General features: G+C 72.5%; 19 protein-coding genes. 7 read left to right on the top strand and 12 right to left on the bottom strand.

Annotated features, from left to right (window positions below; all coding sequences use genetic code 11):
* Positions 1–217 precede the first annotated feature (217 nt).
* From DJ476_RS33535 to DJ476_RS33505, 8 genes are all read right to left on the bottom strand, one after another.
* Positions 218–1,828: a glycoside hydrolase family 13 protein gene (locus tag DJ476_RS33535; RefSeq protein WP_103417054.1), complete on the bottom strand. Its 1,611-nt coding sequence runs from the start codon at positions 1,826–1,828 to the stop codon at positions 218–220.
* Between the two features lie 189 nt (positions 1,829–2,017).
* Positions 2,018–2,971, bottom strand: a complete 954-nt coding sequence (locus tag DJ476_RS33530; protein WP_208853557.1) for a carbohydrate ABC transporter permease — start codon at positions 2,969–2,971, stop codon at positions 2,018–2,020.
* A gap of 19 nt (positions 2,972–2,990) precedes the next feature.
* Entirely contained in the window at positions 2,991–3,959 is a 969-nt protein-coding gene (locus tag DJ476_RS33525) for a carbohydrate ABC transporter permease (RefSeq protein ID WP_103417053.1), read from the bottom strand.
* Between the two features lie 3 nt (positions 3,960–3,962).
* Positions 3,963–5,315, bottom strand: a complete 1,353-nt coding sequence (locus DJ476_RS33520) for an ABC transporter substrate-binding protein (protein ID WP_112492285.1) — start codon at positions 5,313–5,315, stop codon at positions 3,963–3,965.
* A gap of 605 nt (positions 5,316–5,920) precedes the next feature.
* Positions 5,921–6,079, bottom strand: a complete 159-nt coding sequence (locus tag DJ476_RS35055; RefSeq protein ID WP_164877862.1) for a hypothetical protein — start codon at positions 6,077–6,079, stop codon at positions 5,921–5,923.
* Positions 6,080–6,253: 174 nt separating this feature from the next.
* Entirely contained in the window at positions 6,254–6,811 is a 558-nt protein-coding gene (locus DJ476_RS33515; protein WP_112492284.1) for a DUF6630 family protein, read from the bottom strand.
* A 124-nt stretch (positions 6,812–6,935) separates the two neighbouring features.
* Positions 6,936–7,202, bottom strand: coding sequence for a hypothetical protein (locus DJ476_RS33510; protein ID WP_244210247.1), 267 nt, complete (start codon positions 7,200–7,202; stop codon positions 6,936–6,938).
* Between the two features lie 11 nt (positions 7,203–7,213).
* On the bottom strand, positions 7,214–7,918 hold the full coding sequence (locus DJ476_RS33505; RefSeq protein WP_112492283.1) for an alpha/beta fold hydrolase: 705 nt from the start codon (positions 7,916–7,918) through the stop codon (positions 7,214–7,216).
* Between the two features lie 197 nt (positions 7,919–8,115).
* Here DJ476_RS33505 and DJ476_RS33500 point away from each other — a divergent pair, with 197 nt between their 5' ends.
* Both DJ476_RS33500 and DJ476_RS33495 read left to right on the top strand, forming a co-directional pair.
* On the top strand, positions 8,116–10,149 hold the full coding sequence (locus tag DJ476_RS33500) for an ATP-binding protein (protein WP_112492696.1): 2,034 nt from the start codon (positions 8,116–8,118) through the stop codon (positions 10,147–10,149).
* Between the two features lie 178 nt (positions 10,150–10,327).
* The gene (locus DJ476_RS33495; RefSeq protein ID WP_112492282.1) at positions 10,328–11,551 is read left to right on the top strand and encodes a serine hydrolase domain-containing protein; all 1,224 of its coding nucleotides are present in this window, start codon (positions 10,328–10,330) and stop codon (positions 11,549–11,551) included.
* Positions 11,552–11,643: 92 nt separating this feature from the next.
* Here the strand turns inward: DJ476_RS33495 and DJ476_RS33490 are convergent, their stop codons facing one another.
* Positions 11,644–12,477 (bottom strand): PepSY domain-containing protein, encoded by an 834-nt coding sequence (locus DJ476_RS33490; protein ID WP_112492281.1) that lies wholly within the window; start codon positions 12,475–12,477, stop codon positions 11,644–11,646.
* 191 nt (positions 12,478–12,668) lie between these two features.
* On the opposite strand from DJ476_RS33490, the gene DJ476_RS33485 reads away from it, so the two are divergent.
* The 5 genes from DJ476_RS33485 to DJ476_RS33465 all read left to right on the top strand — a co-directional run bounded on the left by DJ476_RS33485 (position 12,669) and on the right by DJ476_RS33465 (position 17,592).
* A complete protein-coding gene (locus DJ476_RS33485; protein WP_070202940.1) occupies positions 12,669–12,917 on the top strand; it encodes a DUF6296 family protein in 249 nt (82 codons plus the stop codon).
* Positions 12,918–13,121: 204 nt separating this feature from the next.
* Positions 13,122–13,883, top strand: a complete 762-nt coding sequence (locus DJ476_RS33480) for a DeoR/GlpR family DNA-binding transcription regulator (protein WP_103417046.1) — start codon at positions 13,122–13,124, stop codon at positions 13,881–13,883.
* Positions 13,880–14,827: a 1-phosphofructokinase gene (gene pfkB, locus DJ476_RS33475; protein WP_112492280.1), complete on the top strand. Its 948-nt coding sequence runs from the start codon at positions 13,880–13,882 to the stop codon at positions 14,825–14,827. Before DJ476_RS33480 ends, pfkB begins: the two co-directional genes overlap by 4 nt.
* A gap of 153 nt (positions 14,828–14,980) precedes the next feature.
* On the top strand, positions 14,981–17,029 hold the full coding sequence (locus tag DJ476_RS33470; protein WP_112492279.1) for a PTS fructose transporter subunit IIABC: 2,049 nt from the start codon (positions 14,981–14,983) through the stop codon (positions 17,027–17,029).
* Between the two features lie 104 nt (positions 17,030–17,133).
* Positions 17,134–17,592: a protein-tyrosine phosphatase family protein gene (locus DJ476_RS33465; protein WP_112492278.1), complete on the top strand. Its 459-nt coding sequence runs from the start codon at positions 17,134–17,136 to the stop codon at positions 17,590–17,592.
* 19 nt (positions 17,593–17,611) lie between these two features.
* Here the strand turns inward: DJ476_RS33465 and lepB are convergent, their stop codons facing one another.
* The 3 genes from lepB to DJ476_RS33450 all read right to left on the bottom strand — a co-directional run bounded on the left by lepB (position 17,612) and on the right by DJ476_RS33450 (position 19,379).
* Positions 17,612–18,322 (bottom strand): signal peptidase I, encoded by a 711-nt coding sequence (gene lepB, locus DJ476_RS33460; RefSeq protein WP_112492277.1) that lies wholly within the window; start codon positions 18,320–18,322, stop codon positions 17,612–17,614.
* Between the two features lie 123 nt (positions 18,323–18,445).
* Entirely contained in the window at positions 18,446–18,757 is a 312-nt protein-coding gene (locus tag DJ476_RS33455) for a hypothetical protein (protein WP_070202945.1), read from the bottom strand.
* Positions 18,758–18,866: 109 nt separating this feature from the next.
* Entirely contained in the window at positions 18,867–19,379 is a 513-nt protein-coding gene (locus tag DJ476_RS33450; RefSeq protein ID WP_112492276.1) for a mycothiol transferase, read from the bottom strand.
* Positions 19,380–19,478: the final 99 nt, after the last annotated feature.

Below are 19,478 nucleotides of genomic sequence, written 5' to 3'. Positions count from 1 at the left end.
TCTGCGTGAGCCCTCGACCGTGGGGCGTCGGCGGACAGTCGATCGGTACGGCCCCGGGCGCCGTGGTGGTGTCCGGGGCCGTTGGCCGTACGGCGTCGGGCGAGTGTCCCCGTACGGGATCGGGCACGAGCTTCCGCACCTGGTGGGCCGTTCTCCGTACGGGATCGGGCCCATGCTCACGTACGGGGTCGGGCACCTTCTCCCGTACGTGGGCCGGTCACGCCTCCCGGACCGCCAGCCACACCGCCGTGTCCTTGGGCAGTCGGCCGTCGGCGTCCAAGGGGTTGCTGGCGAGCAGTACGCGGGTGTGGGCCGGGAGTTCGGCGGGGGTGTCGGCCAGGTTGACCGCGCAGACCAGGGCGGTGCCGCGCGCGAACATCAGGACGTCCCGGTCCTCGCTCAGCCAGCGCAGCTGCCCGGTGTGGAGTTCGGGCAGCGAGCGTCGCAGCCGCAGCGCCTCGCGGTAGAGGGTCAGCATGGAGGCGGGGTCGGTGGCCTGGAGGTCGGCGGCGCGGGACGCCCAGTCGGGCGGGAGCGGCAGCCAGGGCTCCACGGTCGAGCCGAAGCCCGCGTACGGTCCGTCCGCCGCCCAGGGCAGCGGGGTGCGGCAGCCGTCGCGGCCGGGGGCCCGGCCCTGGGAGCGGAAGTACATCGGGTCCTGGATGCGGTCCAGCGGTACGTCGGCCTCCGGCAGGCCCAGCTCCTCGCCCTGGTAGAGGTAGACGGAGCCGGGCAGGGCGAGCGAGAGCAGGGCGGCGGCCCGGGCCCGGCGGGTGCCCAGCTCCGGGTCGCTGGGGACGCCGAACGCCTTGCTCGTGAAGGCGAAGCTGGTGTCCTCACGGCCGTAGCGGGTGACGGTACGGGTGATGTCGTGGTTGCACAGCACCCAGGTGGCGGGGGCGCCGACGGGGGCGTGTTCGGCGAGGGTCTCGTCGATGGACCGGCGCAGCCGCTCGCCGTCCCAGGGGCAGCTGAGGAAGCTGAAGTTGAAGGCGGTGTGCAGTTCGTCGGGGCGGAGGTAGCGGGCGAAGCGCTCGGAGTCGGGGAGCCAGACCTCACCGACGAAGATGCCGCCGAACTCGTCGGCTACCGCCCGCCAGCTCCGGTAGATGTCGTGCAGCTCGTCCCGGTCGACGTACGGGTGCGGGCCCGGGTGTCCGGCGAGATCCGGAAGCGCGGGGTCCTTGGCGACGAGGGCGGCGGAGTCGATGCGGACCCCGGCGACACCGCGTTCGAACCAGAAGCGCAGGACGTCCTCGTGCTCCTGGCGTACGGCGGGGTGGGCCCAGTTGAGGTCGGGCTGTTCGGTGGCGAAGAGGTGGAGGTACCACTCGCCGTCCTCCACCCGGGTCCAGGGCACTCCCCCGAACTCGCTCTCCCAGTCGTTGGGCGGCAGTTCGCCGCTCTCGCCGCGTCCTGGGCGGAAGTGGAAGAGTTCGCGCTCCGGGCTGCCGGGGCCCGCTGCCAGGGCCGCCCGGAACCAGACGTGCTGGTCGGAGACGTGGTTGGGGACGATGTCGATGATGGTGCGGATGCCTGCCTCACGGGCCTCCGCGATGAGCTTCTCGGCCTCCGCGAGGGTGCCGAAGGCCGGGTCGACGACCCGGTAGTCCGCGACGTCGTAACCGCCGTCCGCCATCGGGGAGAGGTACCAGGGCGTGAACCAGAGGGCGTCGACGCCTAGTTCGGCCAGGTAGGGCAGCCGGGACCGTACGCCGGTCAGATCCCCGGTGCCGTCGCCGTCGCCGTCCGCGAAGCTGCGGACGTAGACCTGGTAGATGACGGCCGAGCGCCACCAGTCGTCGGCGGCGAGCTGGCTGCCTTCCATAAGGCGGGTTCCTTTCGGACGGGCGCGGTCGCCGGCGGGGTGTGCCGGTCCGCGCAACGGGGAGGAGCTGGGGGTTCTGGCGCCGCCGCCCCGGATCGGGGCGGGATGGCGGGGGCGGGTCCGGGTGGGCCTTCGGTGCGGGCTCTCGGGGCGGGGCGTCGGAGGTGGGGTGGGGTCGGGTGCGGCCGGTCAGCCCTTGGTGGAGCCCGCGCTGATCCCGGCGATGATGTGCCGCTGGAAGGCCAGGAACATCAGGACCATCGGGATGCTCGCGATGACCATGGCGCCGATCAGCACGGTCAGGGGCACGTTCTGGGAGAGCTGGACCAGGGCGACGCTGATCGGCTGCTTGTCGGTGTCGGAGAAGACCATCAGGGGCCAGAGGAAGTCCTGCCACACGGCGACGAGCGCGAAGATGGAGACGACGCCGAGCACCGGCCGGGACAGGGGCAGCACGATGGACCACAGCGTACGGAGCCGGCCCGCGCCGTCGATCTCGGCGGCTTCCAGGACGTCGCGCGGGATCTGGTCGAAGAACCGTTTGAGCAGATAGAGGTTGAAGGCGTTGGCGACGGCCGGGAGCCAGATGGCCAGCGGGTCGTTGAGCAGGTTGACGTGGATCAGCGGCAGGTCCGCGATGGTCAGGTACTTCGGTACGACGAGGGCCTGGACCGGCACCATCAGGGTGGCCAGGATCCCGCCGAGGATCACCGTGCCGAAGGCGGGCTTCAGTTTGGAGAGAGCGTAGGCGGCGGCCGTGCAGAAGACGATCTGGAGCACCCAGGCGCCGGTCGCCTGGACCACGGTGTTCCACAGGTGGGTGGGCAGCCGCATCAGGTCCCAGGCCTCGGTGTAGCCGGTCACCCGCCACTGCTCGGGGACGAGGGTGGGCGGGGTGCGCACCGCCTCCTCGGGCGGTTTCATCGCGCCCGTGACCATCCAGTAGACGGGGAAGAGGAACGCGAAGGCGAAGAGGACGGTGACGAGGGTGAACACCGCCCAGTAGGTGGCCTTGCCGCGCCACCGGGCGAGTGCGAGCGGAGAGACGAGCGTACGTACGGACCGCTCGGCGGGGGCGTCCACGGGCCGCTGGACCAGGGCGGCGGGGGGCCGCTGTACCGGGGGCGGAGCTGTCTGGGTCATGGTGGCGGGCCCTCCTTGCTCAGTCGGTGCGGGTGAGTCGCAGATACAGGGCGGAGAAGGCGCTGAGCACCAGCAGGAGCAGCACGCTGAGGGCGGATGCGCCGCCGAAGTCGTTGTAGAGGAAGGCGTATTTGTAGATGAGGTAGAGCACGGTGACGGTGGAGTTCTCCGGCCCGCCGCCGGTGATGACGAAGGGTTCGGTGAACACCTGCATCGTCGCGATGATCTGAAGGAGCATCAGCATCAGGATGATGAACCGGGTCTGCGGGACGGTGACGTGCCGGACCCGCTGCCAGAGCGACGCGCCGTCCAGCTCGGCCGCCTCGTACAGCTCGCCGGGGATGCCCTGAAGAGCCGCGAGGTAGATGAGGACGGTGCCGCCCATGTTGGCCCAGGTGGCGACGATGACCAGGGAGAGGAGCGCGGTGTCGGCGCCGTTGGTCCAGTTCGAGGTCGGCAGGTGGAGGAAGCGGAGGACCTCGTTGGCGAGGCCCGCGCCCGGATCGTAGAACCACTTCCACAGCAGGGCGCTGACCACCGGCGGGATCATCACCGGCAGGTAGACGACGACCCGGAAGAACGCCTTGGCGTGGCGGAGTTCGTTGAGGACGAGGGCCATGACGAACGGGATGGCGAAGCCGATGACCAGGGCGAGCACGGTGAAGGTGAGCGTGTTGCGCCAGGCGGCGGCGAACTCGGGGTCCTGGAAGACCCGGGTGAAGTTGGCGGTGCCCACCCACTGCGGGTCGGAGCCGGGCGTGTACTTCTGGAACGCGATGATCACCGACCGGACGGCCGGGTACCAGGAGAAGAGGATGAAGCAGAGGAGGCCGCCGGCCAGGAACGCGTAGGCGGTGGCCTGGTCGGCGATCCTCCGGCGCCACGGGCGGTGGGGCCCGCGGCCCGCCGGGCGGGCGTCCCTTGGGGGAGGCGTCGCACCGGCGGGCCGCGTCACCGCGGGCGGGGCGGGCTGGGACGTGGTCTTCATGGCTCAGCCCCGGGAGAGGATTCCGTCGATCTTGGACTGGGCGTCCTCGAGGAGCTGGTCGATGTCGGCGTCCTTCTTGGTGAGGACGGCGGAGACGGCACCGTCGAGGACGGCGTAGATCTGCTGGCCGTGCTTGGGCTCCAGCTTCATGTCGAGCTGCTGGCCGCCGTCGATGAACGCCTGGTAGTTCTCCACCGGCACATTGGCCGAGGCCTTCTTCAGCTCCTGGTCCTTGGCGTCGGTGGCGCCGGTGAACAGGCGCGGCTCGGGCAGGCCGACCGGCGACCTGTCGGCGGCGGCACGGGCGTAGTTGTTCATGTAGCCCTGGCCGGGGGTGAGGAAGGTCCACTCCAGCCACTTGAGTCCGGCCCTGATCTGGTCGGGGGTGGCCTTCTTGTTGAACATGTAGCCGTCGCCGCCCATAAGGGTGCCCTTGCCGCCGGGCATCGGGGCGAACGCGAGGTCCTCGTACTTCCCTCCGGCCTCCTTCACGATGCGCGGCACGTTGTCGGGGGCGGCGAGGTACATGCCGAGCTTGCCGGAGCCCATCATCTGGAGGGTGTCGTTGATGATGAGAAGCTGCTTGGTGCCCATGGAGTTGTCGCGCCAGCGCATGTCCTTGAGGTTCTGCAGGACCGCCCTGCCCTCGGGGGTGTCGACCGTGGCCTTCTTGCCGTCCTCACTGACGACCGAGCCGCCCTGCGAGTAGATGTGGGCGGTGAAGTGCCAGCCGCCCTGGTTCTGGGCGCTGTACTCCGCGAAGCCGACGGTGCCGTCGCCCAGGGCCGCGATCTTCTTGGCGGCGGCCTGGACCTCGGGCCAGGTGGCCGGGGGCCTGGCCGGGTCGAGGCCGGCCTTCGTGAAGAGCGCCTTGCTGTAGAGCAGTCCCATGGAGTAGTTGGTGCGCGGGATGCCGTAGATCTTGCCGTCGACCGCGTAGGCGTCGCGCAGGGGCTGGGCTATGTCCTTGTACGCCTTGAGGTCCTTGACGTACTCGGTGATGTCGGCGGCCTGGTTGATGGAGACGACGCGTTCGGTGTCGGTGAAGTACGTGTAGAAGACGTCCTCCATCTGACCGCCGGCGAGCTTCGCGTCGAACGTCTTGGGGTCCTGGCACGGGAAGGCGTCGTGCGCGACGACGTCGATGTCCGGGTTCTGCTTCTCGAACGTCCTGACGTCCTCGTCGAACCGCTGGTGGTCGATCTTCGCACTCGGCTGGGGCCAGCAGTTGACGGTGATGCGCGTCTTGCCGTCCGCCGCGCTCCCGCCCTCGGAGTTGCAGGCGGCCAGTCCGGTGACGGCCAGTGCGGTGGCGACGGCGGCAGTGCAGGTACGACGGAGCACGGAACTTCTCATCGGTGGACCCCTCTTGGGCAGGAGTGCGGGAAGCCCACAGCCCCCGGCTGTGCGGCGGAGCACACTCAACCACCGCCGACTAATGTCCGCAAGATGTCGCGCTGGTTTCGTAAATCATTGACAGCGGTGACCCGTGACGAACGACAAGCGACCGACAGGCGCCCGCAAGCCGTGGCAGCCACGAGGGGCCGCGGACGGCTGCGGGCAGCGGGGAGAGCAGGGGATGTACCGGGATCCACCGCGGGCGAGCGGGAGCGGGCCCTTGGTGCGCCGCGCGGAGGCGTCGAGCCCCGGACGGACGGGCCGAGCCTCGCCCTCCGGGGCCTGGAAGTTTCTGGGAGCGCTCTCCGCGGGGACACGCGGGCCGCTCACCGGGGCGGAAACGAACCTTTCGGGGTCCTTTCGATATCGCCCTTCAGGCTCGACCGCCGGGCGGCCGCGGTGACGCCGGTGCCTCGTCGGGCACTCGACCGGACCGCGACCCCACCCACTCACGCCGACGACGGCTGCTCAGTAAGTCATCGCCTTGGATACGCAAGAATACGGCAATAGTTGCATGACGTTTATCGCCTCGTGATGGACATGCCCATCACCGGCGACGGGCCCTAGCGGGCGGCGGACGGCCGTACGCCGCCGAAGTCGACCGCGCGGTCCGCGTCGCGCAGGACCTCCTCGGCCACGCGCCGCACCTCGGCGGGCACGTCTCCCTGCTCCTCCACGAGGCCGGCGTAGATCGGCGCTTCGATGCTGTCTGCGGAACTCATGATCATTTTCCCCGTCGGGTCTGGGTGCGAAAAGCCCCGCCGGTCGGCGGAGCGGGGGCGAGTGTACGTGGTGGGCGGCGGACCCCGCGATTCCCGGTCCGGTGACCGAGACGGCCCCGGACCTGCCGGAACGGCGACAGGGCCGTGTCCCGGCGGCGTCCTGGGGCGGTCCGCTCAGCCTCCGCCGGGGCCCGTACCGAGGTGCTGTACGGGGAATCCGGCGCGGGCGGCCAACGCGGTGAGCTCCTCGGCGCGGGCCGCCGACAGCCCCACCACCGGGTAGCAGTCGGACTCGATGTCGAGGACGGCCAGCGCCGCGCCGACCTCCCGGTAGCGGCGGCCGCAGGCCTGCAGGAAGGCGTCCGTCGGCAGGGACAGCTCCGGCGCGTCGAACAGCGGCCACGGGTCCACGGAGGGCCGCGACCCCAGCCCCTCCAGCTGGGCCCGGATCTCGTGGGCGTCCTCCTTCCAGTCGAACTCGGCGAGCAGCCCGTGGGCGTGGAGCGCGTCGATGAGGGCGATCCAGGCGAGGTTCTCCACCGGCTCGTCGATGCCGCGCTCGTCGAGCCGGTCCTCGAAGGCGCTCACGTAGTCGTGGGGGTGGTCGTGGGCGTGCAGCACCTCCTCGGTCACCGAGGGGTGCGCCGAGGCGAGCAGCGCGGCGATCCCGGCGAGTGCGTCGCGGACGTGGTCGGGGGTGCGGGGCGCGCGGGACTCGTGGAGTGCGGACATGGTGGTGCTCTCTCCTTCTGCGTCCGGCCGCGCGTGCTTCGGGGTGCGGCCGGGGTCGGTGGTCCGGTGTCTGCGGTCGTGCGGGGTGGTGCGGGCGCGGGAAGGGCCCGGACGGGCCCCGGCGCTACCGACGCCGTCGTCCCGCCGTGGGCAGGGGGCGGTGGCCCTCGGTCCACTCGTTCACCCAGCCGCAGCCCGAGCAGGCGTAACGGCCGTCGAGCCCCGCGATCTGGGTGCCGCACCGGGCGCAGCCGATGTACGTGATCTCCGGGTGCTCCGTCCCCGGCTCGGCGCGGGCCGCCGTAGCCTCGGGGCTGGACTGCCGCAGCTCGGGGCGGGGCTGCCGGGGCTCGGCGTGGGGGCGTTGCCCGGGCTTCGGGGCGTTCGGCACCGCACCCATCGTCAGCGCCCCTCTCCGACGGCGTCCAGCAGGACGCGGGCCAGCTCACGGGGGCGGGAGAACATCGGCCAGTGGCCCGTCTCCATCGTGACCAGCTCCCACCGCTCGCCCTCGAGCAGCACGGCCACCTCGCGGCTCGGCTCGTCCCCGTCGAGCAGGCACTTCACGTACGTCGCCGGAAGCCCGTCGAGCGGGGTCGGCAGGACGGCCGGTTCGGTGAGGGTGGCGCCCGGGTGCGGGGTCGCCCCCGCCACCAGCCGGGCGGCCTCCTCGTCGGTGAGCCCCTGACCCGCGCAGTCCGCCGCCGTCAGCGGGGGCCAGAAGCCGTCGTTCGCCGCGATCGCCGCCTCGACCTGCGCCCGGCCCTCCGGCCAGCTCGACACGAACGAGCCGCCGTCGACGGGAACGCTCGCGTCGAGGAGGACCACGCGGGCGAGCCGGTCCCCGATCCGGCCCGCCGCCTGTCCGACCGGAATGCCCGAGTAGCTGTGTCCGACCAGCACGACGTCCCGCAGATCGAGGCGCTCGACATGGCCGACGATGTCGTCGACATGGGTCTGCTGCCCGGCCTTCCCGCCCTGCTTGTCGGCGAGGCCCGACAGCGTCAGTGGGTGGACCCCGTGCCCGGCCGCGCGGAGGTCGGGGAGCACGTCGCTCCACGCCCATGAGCCGAGCCAGGCGCCTGCCACGAGTACGAAGTTCGTCATGGCAGCAACGTAACGCAGGGGTCTGACAATCCCCCGGGTCTCCTGGAGCCGCCGCCGGGAGCGCACCGGCGACCGCACGGACCACCCTTCCGGATGCGCCAACTTCCGATCGACAAGCGGTCATTGTCAGCCGTTTCTGACTGTTTTTCGCTATGGACGGAGGCCGCGGGACCGGGCGAGGCAGGATGGCCTGCGTGATGGGCAACCTCCCTGTCGTGACGACCAGCTTCGTCGGCCGCGACAGCGAACTGGACAGCATCGACCGGGCACTTCGGGATCACCGGCTGGTCACCCTCAGCGGGAGCGGCGGGGTCGGCAAGAGCCGCCTCGCCCTGCAGACCGCCGGGCGGGCGGGCGACCGGTACGCGGACGGCGTGTGGTGGGCCGACCTCTCCCATCTGGACGACGACCAGCTGCTCACCACGACGGTCTGCGACGGTGTGGGGCTGCTGGACCACAGCGCCCGCCGTCCGGTGGCTGCGCTCTGCGAATGGCTCTCCGACCGCCGGCTGCTGCTCGTCCTCGACTGCTGCGAGCGGCTCGTCGACTCCTGTCGGCAGCTCGTCACCGAACTCCTCGCCGCCGCACCGGGGCTGACCGTCCTCGCCACCAGCCGCCAGCCGCTCGGGGCGGAGGGCGAACACGCCGTGGAGGTGCATCCGCTCTCCGCGGGTGAGGACGGCGACGAAGCCGTCCGGCTCTTCCACGACCGGGCCGCCGCCGTCGTCCCGGGGCTGGCGCTCGACTCCCCCGGTGACGCGGCCGCCGTGGCCGAGATCTGCCGTCGGCTCGAAGGGATACCGCTGGCCGTCGAACTGGCCTGCGCCCAGCTCCGCGAGAGCAGCGCCCAGGAGATCACCGGGCGGCTGGCCTCCCGGCTGGACGCGCTGAGCGACGACACGCTCTGGCCGCGCCGCCACCGCGCCCTGCGCACCACGATCGGCTGGAGCCATGAGCTGTGTGCCCCGCTGGAGCGGCTGCTGTGGGCGCGGCTCTCCGTCTTCCGGGGCGTCATCACGACGGCCGACGCCGAGGCGGTCTGCTCGGGCGGCCCCCTCGGCGCCGAGGCGATCGCCCCCGCGCTGGAGAGCCTCGCCGGGCAGTCCGTGCTCCGGCGGACAGGCGACGGCTACCGGATGCTCGACACGCTGCGCGAGTACGGAGCGATGTGGCTGGCCGAGCTGGCGGAGGACGCGCTCTTCACGGACCGGCACGCCCGGCACTTCGCGCAGACGGCCGTGCAGGCGCACGCGGGCTGGCTGGGCCCCCGGCAGGTCGAGTGGTACGGCAAGGTCGCCGCCACCCACGCGGACCTCTGCGCGGCCCTGGAACACCTGCTGGCCGAGGACCCCGAGCGGGCGATGGAGATGGCCGGGTGCGCCGGGCTGTTCTGGAGCTGCTGCGGCCATCTGCACCAGGCCCGGACCTATCTGGAGCGGGTGCTCGCGCTGCCCCTCTCGGCCGGTCCGCACCGCACCCGCGCGCTCTGGGCCCTCGGCATCACGCTGACCCTGCAGGGGGACCACGAGGCGGCCCGCCGGGTCGGCAAGGAGTGCGAGGAGGCGGCCCGGCTCGGCCGGGACGTGGAGGGGGCCCTCTCGGCGGCCCACTCCATGAGCTTCACGTATCTGATGATGGGCCGCCCGCAGACGGCGCACCTGGTCAGCGACCACGCCCTGCGCCGCCACCCCGGGGACCCGGCCGACGCCCCCTCCCAGATGCGCTGCCGGGTGATACGTCTCTTCGCCCTCTCGGCCCTCGGCCGGCTGGACGAGGCGTACGAGGAGGCCACCCGGCTCCAGCGGCTGAGCCTGCGCTTCGGCGAGCACTGGGCGCGGGCCTACGCCGATCACCAACTCGCCCTCATCCACCTGCTCCAGGGCCGCCCCCGCCAGGCCGAGAGCCACGCCCGGGCGATGCTGGCGAGCAAGCACCAGCTCCACGACAGCCTGGGCATCGCCCTCGGCCTCGATCTGCTGGCCGGTGCCATCGCCGCCCAGGGGGACGGGGTCGCGGCGGCCCGTACCTCCGGTACGGGACACACGTACTGGCGGATCATCGGCCACCCCCACCGCGGCACCCCCGAGCTGGGGGCGATCCGGGAGCAGTGGGAGCTGCGGGCCCGGCAGGCGGCCGGAGACACGGCGTACGAACGGGCCTACCGCCGGGCCTCGGCCGACGACGCCGAGCGCGGTCTGGCCCACGCCCTGGAGCGGCAGCTCCCCTCCTGATCGGGCTCCGCCTACGGTCCGGCAGGGCGGGTGGCGGTGATCGGCCGGATGGTCCACCTCGGGGGCAGGTCCCGGCCAACCGCCCGATGCTGGGCTCGCGGCAGCCGGTGGCCAGGGGCGTAAGGACCTCTCGAGGCACGGTCCGCCGCCCCCGACCACACCTCCAGGAGGTACGCCCGTGCCCACACGTCCCCTGCCACACACCCTTTCCCGGCCGCTGGCACGCAGAGCCGTCGTCGCCGCGGTGGCCGCCGCCTCGCTCGCCGGGCTGATGACCGGTCCGGCCCGGGCGGGCGGTGGTGGAGGAGAAGGAGGCGACGGTGGCCCTGTCGACCGGGAGTTGCAGCGCAGGCTCCAGGCGTTCGTGGACACCCCCGGCGGTCCGCCCGGGGCCATCGCCGTACTGACCGCCGGCGGGCACAGCGAGGTGTACCGGGCCGGTACGGCGGAGGTCGGCACCGGGCGGCCGCCGCGGACCACGGACCACATGCGGATCGCCAGCGTGGCGAAGGCCTTCAGCGGCGCGGTCGCGCTCCACCTGGCCGACCGGGGCCGCATCTCGCTGGACGACACCCTGGGCCGGTGGCTGCCCCGGCTCCCCGCGGCCTGGCACCGGGTCACGGTCGCCCAGCTCCTCGACCACACCAGCGGGCTGCCGGACTACACCGAGTCCCCCACGTTCATCGAGGAGTTCGCGGCGGACCCGCGCCGTCGCTTCGACTCGCGCACGCTGCTGCGGTACGTCGCCGGGGAACCGCTGCGGTTCCGGCCGGGTTCGGCGTACCGCTACTCCAACTCGGACAACATCGCCGTCGCCCTGATCGCGGAGGCCGCCACGGGCACCCGGTACGAGCAGTTGCTCGACGAGATCGTGTACCGGCCGCTCGGGCTGCGGGCGACCTCGCTCCCCCAGGGGTACCGGCTGCCCCGGCCGTATCTGCACGGGTACGCCGTGGACCCGCCCAGCCCGCCGAAGGACCTCTCCATCGCGATCAGCGCCTCCGGGGTGTGGGCGTCGGGCGGCATCGTCTCGACCCCCCGGGACCTGGGCGCCTTCATCCGCGCCTGGGCCGGCGGCCGGGGCCTGGGTCCGGCGGTCCGTCACCGGCAGCTGACGTTCGTCGCGGGCAGTTCCGAACCGGCGGGCCCCGGGCGCAACGAGGCCGGGCTCGCCCTCTTCGCGTACCGGACGCGGTGCGGGACCGTGTACGGCCACACCGGCAACTTCCCCGGCTACACCCAGCTCGCGGCGGCCACCGAGGACGGCAGGCGGTCGCTGACCGTCTCGCTCACCTCGCAGGTCAACAGCGTCACGAACCCGCGGCTGCTGGCCACCCTGCGCGGTCTCCAGGAGGACTTCGTCTGCCGGCTGCTGAAGCGGCCGAAACCGCACGGGGCATAGGGGAAACGGGGCATGGGAGAAGGGGTACGCCGGGTGTCCGGCGTACCCCTTCCTCATGTTCTTCATGGAGCGGCGACCCGTCCGGGGACGGGTCAGTCGTTGTCGGTCTCCTCGCGGACGATGGTGTCGTTCTTGGCGTCCACGTCGAACGTGGTCTTCTTCCAGTCGGAGCCGACCACGTCGACCGACCAGATCACACCGTTGCCGTCGTTGTCGTCCAGGCTGACGGAGGTGACGGTCCCCTTCTTCTTCTCCGTGGCGACCTTGGCGGCCTGCTCGGGCGTCTGCGTGGCCTCGGAGAGCCACCGCGCCGTCTGCTGCTTGTCCTGGTCGTCCTGGTCCTCGTCGACGCGGGCGTCGATCACCTTGCCGTCGACCGCGTTGATCCGCACGGTGTGGACGGTGCCGTCCTTCTCGGCCACCTCCGCGACCCAGACGGGGCCCTCGGCCCCCGGACTCGCGGTCGGTGAACCGGTCGCGGTCGGGCTGCCTGTGGGGCTGCCGGTCGGGCTCGCCGCGTCCGTGGGGCTCGGACTGCCGGTGGGGCTGCCGGTCCCGGTCGGGCTGGGGCTCTCGTCCCGGTCGTCGTCGTCGACACCTTCCAGGTCCAGGTCGACGAGCTTGCCGCCGGCCACTTCACCGACCGCGGTCGTCGCGGCGTCGTCGAAGGTGACCTCGGTGGCGTCCAGGACCCTCTTGCGTTCCTGCTGGGCCTCGGTGAGGTCCGCGGTGGCCGACGGGGACGCCGTCGTCTTCTGCGGGAGGACCTTGGCCGCTTCGGTGGCCGCGGACGTCGCACTGTCCGAACTCTGACCACAGGCCGTCAGCAGCAGAGCGGCGGCCGCCACGCAGGCGGCGGCGCCGGTCACTTTGAGGTTGCGGGAGCGTGGGGAATGACGATTTTTTCGTCGGGGGTCAAGTCTCATGTACCGATGCCTAGCCCTTGCCGCTGCCGGTCATGTTGTCGTACCGGTCGGAGTCACCCGATCGACCGGTCGCGCCTCCACCCGTTGGCCGTCGCGAGGCTCCTCACGTCTGCCCGGGCAGCGTGCGCCCGGGTGCGAAACAATGGAGACAGGGCCGACCGCTGTCGTCGTGGCCCCGCCGGGAGGCCGTCATGGAGCACACGGAACGCTACGAACTCATCTTCCAGATGTCCGGCGCCGAGGACGACGTGGTCACGGTCCGGCTGACCGACCGGACCGGGGCGGGCGGATCCCCGGTGTACGAGGACGAGACCGGGATCGTCCGCGCCGAGATCAGCGACCGGGGCGAGGTACGGATGCTCGCCAGCGGCGGCCACCAGGTCCCCGGCACCCCTCTGCTCGCCCGGCCGCTGAGCGAAGGCGTTTCCGGCAGGCGCTGAGCGGCCGGAGACGGCGGAAGGACACGCGGGACGCACCGACAGGACGGTGCGTCCCGCCGACGTATGCGCGGAACCTGCGCCTCCGCGCTCCTCTTCCTGCCCGTCCATGCCCAGGTCTCGCCCGAATGTGTTTACTTTCCCGAACCACGGACGTAACCTGACCACGAAACCACAGACTCGGGCATGGAACGGACACGAAACCACATGTACGCACCGGAGCGTCAGCAGGAGATCCTCCGCCTCGCCCAGGAGAGCGGCCGGGTCGACGTGCTCTCCCTGGCCGAGGAGTTCCAGGTGACCGCCGAGACCGTCCGGCGCGACCTGAAGGCGCTGGACCGGGCGGGACTGCTGCGCCGGGTGCACGGCGGTGCCATCCCGGTGGGGCGGCTCGACTTCGAGCCGGACCTCGCCGAGCGGGACTCCGTGGCCGCCGACGAGAAGGACCGCATCGCGCAGGCGGCGCTCGCGGAGCTGCCCCCGGACGGCAACGTGATCATCGACGCCGGGACGACGACGGCCCGGCTCGCCGCAGCCCTCCCGGTCGACGCCTCCCTCACCGTCGTGACGCACGCGCTGCCGGTGGCCGCCCGCCTGGCCGACCACCCGGGCATCGCCCTGCATCTGGTCGGCGGCCGGGTCCGGCACCGGACGCGGGCGGCGGTGGACGCCTGGGCGCTGGGCGCGTACGCCGAGATCAGCGCCGACGTCGTCTTCCTCGCCACCAACGGCTTCGCACCCGACAGCGGCCTGACCACGCCCGATCTGGCCGAGGCCGCGGTGAAGCGCGCGGTGGTCAGGGCCGCCCGCCGGGTCGTGCTGCTGGCCGACTCCGGCAAGTTCGGGCAGCGGCACTTCGCCCGCTTCGGCGACCTCACCGATGTGGACCTCCTCATCACCGACACGGGCCTCAGCCCCGACGACGCCCGCTCCATCGAGAGCCGGGGCACGGAAGTGGTACGCGCATGATCCTCACCGTCACCCCCAACCCCAGCCTGGACCGCACCTACGAGTTGCCCGGCCTGGTCCGCGGCACCGTCCTGCGGGCCACGGCGGACCGCGTCGACCCGGGCGGCAAGGGCATCAACGTCTCCCGCGCGGTCGCGGCGGCCGGCCACCGCACGGTCGCCGTCGCCCCCATGGGCGGCCCGGAGGGCGACCTGCTGGCCCGGCTGCTCGGGGAGCACGGCATCGAGGCCGCCGGGGTGCCGGTCACCGGCAGCACCCGGATCAACGTCACGCTCGTCGAGCCCGATGCCACCCTCACCAAGATCAACGCGGCCGGTCCCGAGCTGAGCGCCACCGAGGCCGAGGACGTCCTGGAGGCCGTGCGGACCCGCTCCGCCGCCGCCGACTGGATCGCCTGCTGCGGAAGCCTGCCGCGCGGACTGCCGCCGCAGTGGTATGCGGAGCTGGTCGCCCGGAGCCACCGGGCCGGGGCCCGGATCGCGCTGGACACCTCCGGTGCGGCGCTCACCGCCGCGCTGCGGGAGGCACCCGATGTGATCAAGCCCAACGCCCAGGAGCTGGCCGAGGCCGTCGGCCGCCCACTGGCCACGGTGGGCGACGCGCTCAAGGCCGCCGAGGAGCTGCGCGAGCGCGGGGCCGGGGCGGTGCTGGCCAGCCTGGGGGCCGACGGCCAGCTGCTGGTGGAGGCGTCGGGGGCGTACTTCGCGACCGCCCGCGTGGCCACCGTACGCAGCAATGTCGGCGCCGGGGACGCCTCCCTCGCCGGCTTCCTGACGGCGGGCGGGCAGGGTCCGCGCGCGCTCGCATCGGCCGTCGCCCACGGGGCGGCGGCGGTGCAGCTGGCGGGGAGCCTGATGCCCACCCCAGCCGATCTCGATCTGTCGGCGGTCACGTCGAGCGCCGATGTGCCCCTGGACCGCCCGCTGACGGAGCCCGTCCCGTGACCGCCGCGCCCTGGGCACCCCACGGCCCGCCCCACACCCGCCGTCGCCCGACCCCCATGACCGCCACCCCTCCCCCGGGGCCCGCCCCGACGAGCCCGCCGCCCCACGTCCCCCGAGCCGCCGCAGGGCGGTCCCCGAGCAAGGAGCACCGCGATGAGTGAGCTGATCACCGCGGAACTGGTCGACCTCGATCTGTCCGCCGCAACGAAGGACGCCGCCGCGAGGTCGCTCGCCGAGCGGATGGTGGCCGCCCACCGCGTCACCGATCTCGACGGCTTCCTGGCCGATGTCGCCGCCCGCGAGGCCCAGATGCCGACGGGCCTCGACGGCGGGATCGGCATTCCGCACTGCCGGAGCGAGCATGTGAGCGCCCCGACCCTGGCCTTCGGGCGCAGCGCCCGGGGCATCGACTTCGGCGCGGCCGACGGCCCGGCGGACCTGATCTTCCTCATCGCCGCGCCCGCCGGGGCGGACGACGACCATCTGACGATCCTGTCGGGGCTGGCCCGCAGGCTGATGGACCCCGAGTTCACCGCCGCCCTGCGCGCCGGGGACGACCCGGGCACGGTCGCCGCACTGATCCGTGGCGAGGAACCGGCACCGGAGACCGAGGCAGCGCCGGAGGCCGCCGATGTGCCGGAGGGCAAGGCGCCCGAGGCCGGGGCACCGGAGCGGGCCGCCTCCCCCGCGGACGACGGCGACGGCGCGCCCTTCCGTATCGTCGCCGTCACCTCCTGCCCCACCGGCATCGCGCACACCTACATGGCCGCCGAGTCCCTGACGGCGGCGGGCCGTGCCGAAGGGGTCGAGGTGACGGTGGAGACCCAGGGGTCGGCCGGCTTCAGCAAGCTGGACCCGGCCGTCATCGCCGCCGCCGACGCGGTCATCTGGGCGCACGACGTCGAGGTGCGGGAGAAGGCCCGGTTCCGGGGCAAGCCGCTGGTGGACGTCGGGGTCAAGGCGGGCATCAACCGTCCCGCCGAGCTGATCGCCGAGGCCCGTCGCAAGGCGGAGCGCGGGGAGATCTCCGCCGTACCGGAGGGCGGGGACGGGCCGGAGGCCGGTGACGGGGGCGGATCGGGTGCGGACGGCGCTCACTTCGGGGTCCGGCTGCGTACGTATCTCATGTCCGGCGTGAGTTACATGGTGCCGTTCGTCGCGGCGGGCGGGCTGCTGATCGCCCTGTCGTTCGCCATCGGCGGCTACGAGATCGCGGACGCCAAGTCCGTGGCCGACCACTTCGTCTGGGGCCAGGCGGACAGCTGGGCCGCGCTCCTCAACCAGATCGGCTCCGCCGCCTTCGGCTTCCTGGTGCCGGTGCTGGCCGGGTACATCGCGTACGGGATGGCGGACCGGCCCGCGCTGGTGCCCGGCTTCGTCGGCGGAGCGATCGCGCTCACCGTGGAGGCGGGGTTCCTCGGCGGTCTGGTCGCCGGTCTGCTGGCCGGTGCGGTGGTGATGGCCATCCAGCGGGTCCCGGTCCATCCCACCCTGCGCGGGATCATGCCGGTGCTGGTGATTCCGCTGATCGCCTCGGCGGTGGTCGGGTTCCTGATGTTCATCGTGGTCGGCAAGCCGATCGCGGCCCTGCAGGGCGCGCTCACGGACTGGCTGAACGGTCTGTCGGGCTCCAACGCGGTGATCCTGGGTGTCGTCCTCGGGCTGATGATGTGCTTCGACATGGGCGGCCCGCTGAACAAGGTGGCGTACGCGTTCGCGGTCGGCGGTCTGGCCGATCCGACCGACGGCAGCCTCAAGGTGATGGCGGCGGTCATGGCGGCCGGGATGGTCCCGCCGCTGGCGCTGGCCCTCGCCACCACCGTACGGAAGAAGCTGTTCACCAAGACCGAGCGGGAGAACGGCCGGGCGGCCTGGGTGCTGGGTGCCTCGTTCATCACGGAGGGCGCGATTCCGTTCGCCGCCGCCGATCCGCTGCGGGTGATCCCGTCGGTGATGGCGGGCGGCGCGGTCACCGGTGCGCTCTCGATGGCCTTCGGGTGCACGCTGCGCGCTCCGCACGGCGGGATCTTCGTGGTGCCGCTGATCGGTGAACCGTTCCTCTACCTGCTGGCGATCGCCGCGGGCACCCTGGTCGCGACCGCGCTGGTCGTCCTCCTCAAGGGCGCCCGGCGCACGGCGGCGGTCCCGGCCGGGGAGGGTGCGGCGACGGCGCCCGAGGCGCGGGTGAGCGCCACCGCCTGACGGCCTCGCACGCTCTCCCCTGGACGCCGGAACGGGACGGATGACCGCTGGTCATCCGTCCCGTTCCGGCGTTCCGCCTCCGCGCCTGCCGCTAGGTTGAGGGCATGACCGAGAGCTGGAACCCGGCCGATCAGGCCGTCCTGACGCTGCCCTCCGGACGTCTGATACGCGGCCGGGGGCTGCGCAACCCCCTGCCCGGGGGCCTGGAGCCGGAGTTCGCCGTCCATCTGCTGGGGCGTACGCCTCCCCCGGTCCGGTGGGAGTCGCGGTGGCTGCGCTGGCCGGACTTCCGGCTTCCGGCCGACCCGGACGAGGCCGGGGACGTGCTGGAGGAGGTGTGGCGGCGGGCCCCGAACGAGCGGGTCGAGGTCGCCTGCGGGGGCGGGATGGGGCGGACCGGGACGGCGCTGGCCTGCCTCGCGGTGCTGGACGGAGTGCCGGCCGGGGAAGCGGTGGCGTTCGTCCGGAGCGGATACCACCCCCGGGCGGTGGAGACCCCCTGGCAGCGGCGGTACGTCCGCAGGTTCACCGGCCGCCGGGCCGGTTGGCGCCGAGCCGGATAGCCACGGGCCGCCGCTCCCGTCAGTTCGCCGTGGAGGCGGCGGGGACCGACTTGAAGGTGTCGGGGATCGGGAGGGTGGACCAGCGGCCGACCGGCCAGGCGACGACGACGGCGCGGCCGACGACCTCGTCGACCGGGACCATGCCCTTGTTGCGGTCGTCGGTGTTGTAGCGGGAGTCCGACGAGGCCTGCCGGTGGTCGCCCATCACCCAGAGCTTGCCGGGCGGGACGGTCACCTTGAAGGTGCCCTTGGGGTCGTTGCTGCACGGAGTGTTGCCGGGGAACACATAGGGCTCGTCCAGGGCCTTGCCGTTGACCTTCACCGGTCCGTCGCCCGCGCACTCCACGGTGTCGCCGCCGACGCCGATCACCCGCTTGATGAGGTCCTTCTCCTCGGCCGACGGCATCAGGCCGATGAAGCTCAGCGCCTCCTGGAAGGCGTTGGGCGGGTCGACGGCCACGTCGTCCAGCCAGCCGTCCGGGTCGTGGAAGACGATCACCTCGCCCCGTTCCGGCTCGGAGCCGAACCACGGGGTCAGCTTGTCGACGAGGACCCGGTCGCCCTGCTGCAGGGTGTTCTGCATGGAGTCCGACGGGATGGAGAAGGCCTGGACGAGAAAGGTCTTGATGAGCAGGGCCAGGATCAGGGCGATCCCGACGAGGAGCGGAAGCTCCACCCAGAACGGCCGGTGTTTCCGCGTCCTCGTCCGCCGCCCGCCCGCACGCGCCATCTGCCGCTCCTCGCCCCGTGTCCCGCGTACCCGCCCCGGTGGGGAACGGATCTTGTCGGGCCACTCTATGGGGCGCTGCGGGCACGGTGTGTCGCGGCTCCGTGCGCGGGGGCCCGTCAGGCGCTAGGAGGCGGGAGCGGGTGGCGCGGCGGGGGCGGTGCCGTCGGGCGGGACCGTGGCTCCGGCTCCGGCGCGCACGGCCTCGACCACGCTCTGGTGGAACGCCCGGCTCTCCTCCTCGGAGGGGCACGGCACGGGGCTGCCCGCCAGGGTGAACCAGTCCGATGACCCGCTGTACTGCACGGCGACCGACGCCTGGCCGTCGGACCACGTCGTGTGCACCGTGAGGTCGCCGCTCAGGATGCCTGCTTCTTCGGTGCGGACTCCGCCTGTTCCCGCGAAGACACCGCTGGTCGTCCACGATGCCCAGCTCATGACGTGTCGCCTTTCGGACGATGACAAGCCTCTGCGGCGGACTGCTTTCGAGTATGGCACCGCCGTCCGGCAGGTGCACGGGGTGCGGAAGCGGTTGGTCCGCCGCCCTCTACTGGTGACGTTCCCGCAGGCCGCGGACATATGCGGCCTGGCCCGCATGCTGGAGGTCCTCGGCGATGACGCTGATCAGCCGGACGCCCAGGGTGACCGGAGGTGACCAGGCCTCGTCGACGATCCGGTCGAGGCCGCGGCCGTCCAGTCCGCGGACGAAGGCGAGGGTCTGTTCGTGGACGGCGTCGTAGTAGCCGAGGAGGAGGTCGGCGGAGTCCACCTGGACGGCGGCGACCTCGTCGCCGCTGTGGCCGTATCCCGTCGCCGTCTCGTCGAACGGGAGCCCGAAGCGGTCGGCCCAGCCCTTGGTCAGCCAGACCTGGCCGGTGCCCGCGGCGTCCGCGATGTGGTCGTCCTGGACCCGGGTGAGGTGCCAGATCAGCCAGGAGATCGAGTTCGCGTCCCCGTCGGGGCGGGCGTTGAGGTCGTCGGCGCCGAGTCCTCCGGCCGCCCCGTGGACCGCTTCCCTGACCCGCTCGAACGCCTCGGCCAACATGTTCGCACTGTTCATCCCCTCACCTTCGCCCCCTGTCCGACGCGAACCGGGCTCCGACACACACGCACGCCCGCGCAACGGGGTTCCGGGAGTCGACCTCACTCGCGTACGGGA

It is taken from the genome of Streptomyces bacillaris, from assembly GCF_003268675.1.
In the GTDB taxonomy this organism is placed as follows: Bacteria; Actinomycetota; Actinomycetes; order Streptomycetales; family Streptomycetaceae; genus Streptomyces; species Streptomyces bacillaris.
Note: the sequence above shows the minus strand (reverse complement) of the source record. Positions and strands in the feature narration are given on the sequence as shown.

Excerpts from the sequence above, each read along its gene's own strand:
- DJ476_RS33535 (WP_103417054.1), bottom strand. The coding sequence starts at position 1,828 with ATGGAAGGCAGCCAGCTCGCCGCCGACGACTGGTGGCGCTCGGCCGTC.
- DJ476_RS33530 (WP_208853557.1), bottom strand. The coding sequence starts at position 2,971 with ATGACCCAGACAGCTCCGCCCCCGGTACAGCGGCCCCCCGCCGCCCTG.
- DJ476_RS33525 (WP_103417053.1), bottom strand. The coding sequence starts at position 3,959 with ATGAAGACCACGTCCCAGCCCGCCCCGCCCGCGGTGACGCGGCCCGCC.
- DJ476_RS33520 (WP_112492285.1), bottom strand. The coding sequence starts at position 5,315 with ATGAGAAGTTCCGTGCTCCGTCGTACCTGCACTGCCGCCGTCGCCACC.
- DJ476_RS35055 (WP_164877862.1), bottom strand. The coding sequence starts at position 6,079 with ATGAGTTCCGCAGACAGCATCGAAGCGCCGATCTACGCCGGCCTCGTG.
- DJ476_RS33515 (WP_112492284.1), bottom strand. The coding sequence starts at position 6,811 with ATGTCCGCACTCCACGAGTCCCGCGCGCCCCGCACCCCCGACCACGTC.
- DJ476_RS33505 (WP_112492283.1), bottom strand. The coding sequence starts at position 7,918 with ATGACGAACTTCGTACTCGTGGCAGGCGCCTGGCTCGGCTCATGGGCG.
- DJ476_RS33500 (WP_112492696.1), top strand. The coding sequence starts at position 8,116 with ATGGGCAACCTCCCTGTCGTGACGACCAGCTTCGTCGGCCGCGACAGC.
- DJ476_RS33490 (WP_112492281.1), bottom strand. The coding sequence starts at position 12,477 with ATGAGACTTGACCCCCGACGAAAAAATCGTCATTCCCCACGCTCCCGC.
- DJ476_RS33485 (WP_070202940.1), top strand. The coding sequence starts at position 12,669 with ATGGAGCACACGGAACGCTACGAACTCATCTTCCAGATGTCCGGCGCC.
- DJ476_RS33480 (WP_103417046.1), top strand. The coding sequence starts at position 13,122 with ATGTACGCACCGGAGCGTCAGCAGGAGATCCTCCGCCTCGCCCAGGAG.
- pfkB (WP_112492280.1), top strand. The coding sequence starts at position 13,880 with ATGATCCTCACCGTCACCCCCAACCCCAGCCTGGACCGCACCTACGAG.
- DJ476_RS33470 (WP_112492279.1), top strand. The coding sequence starts at position 14,981 with ATGAGTGAGCTGATCACCGCGGAACTGGTCGACCTCGATCTGTCCGCC.
- DJ476_RS33465 (WP_112492278.1), top strand. The coding sequence starts at position 17,134 with ATGACCGAGAGCTGGAACCCGGCCGATCAGGCCGTCCTGACGCTGCCC.
- lepB (WP_112492277.1), bottom strand. The coding sequence starts at position 18,322 with ATGGCGCGTGCGGGCGGGCGGCGGACGAGGACGCGGAAACACCGGCCG.
- DJ476_RS33455 (WP_070202945.1), bottom strand. The coding sequence starts at position 18,757 with ATGAGCTGGGCATCGTGGACGACCAGCGGTGTCTTCGCGGGAACAGGC.
- DJ476_RS33450 (WP_112492276.1), bottom strand. The coding sequence starts at position 19,379 with ATGAACAGTGCGAACATGTTGGCCGAGGCGTTCGAGCGGGTCAGGGAA.